1 protein-coding gene is annotated in these 403 nt (G+C 48.6%); it reads left to right on the forward strand.

The window, feature by feature from the left end; translation table 11 throughout:
* The coding region (locus IL45_RS15075; RefSeq protein ID WP_036579779.1) for a hypothetical protein at positions 1–403 on the forward strand (403 nt) is incomplete at both ends.

Here is a 403-nt window from a genome sequence, read left to right on the forward strand (position 1 = left end):
GCAAGCAGCAGATTGTGATGGAGATGGAGATTCTAACGGAACCGATCCAGACCCAACAGATCCATGTGTGTTTACAGCAGGAAGTACAGCAGATACGAGTAATGCAATTTGGCAAGCCGCTGATTGTGATGGCGATGGAGATTCTAACGGAACCGATCCAGACCCAGCAGATCCATGTGTATTTACAGCAGGAAGTACAGCCGATACGAGTAATCCAATTTGGCAAGCCGCCGATTGTGATGGTGATGGTGAGACCAACGGAACAGAAGACATGAATGGATCCGATCCAACCGATCCATGTGATGTAAGTGGAACAGCAACGGTGCCAGATGTAAGTGATGAGAATTATGCCGTATGGGCAGCCGCAGACTGTGATGGTGATGGTGAGACTAACGGAGAAGAA

The organism is Nonlabens ulvanivorans, from assembly GCF_000732625.1.
Taxonomy (GTDB): domain Bacteria; phylum Bacteroidota; class Bacteroidia; order Flavobacteriales; family Flavobacteriaceae; genus Nonlabens; species Nonlabens ulvanivorans.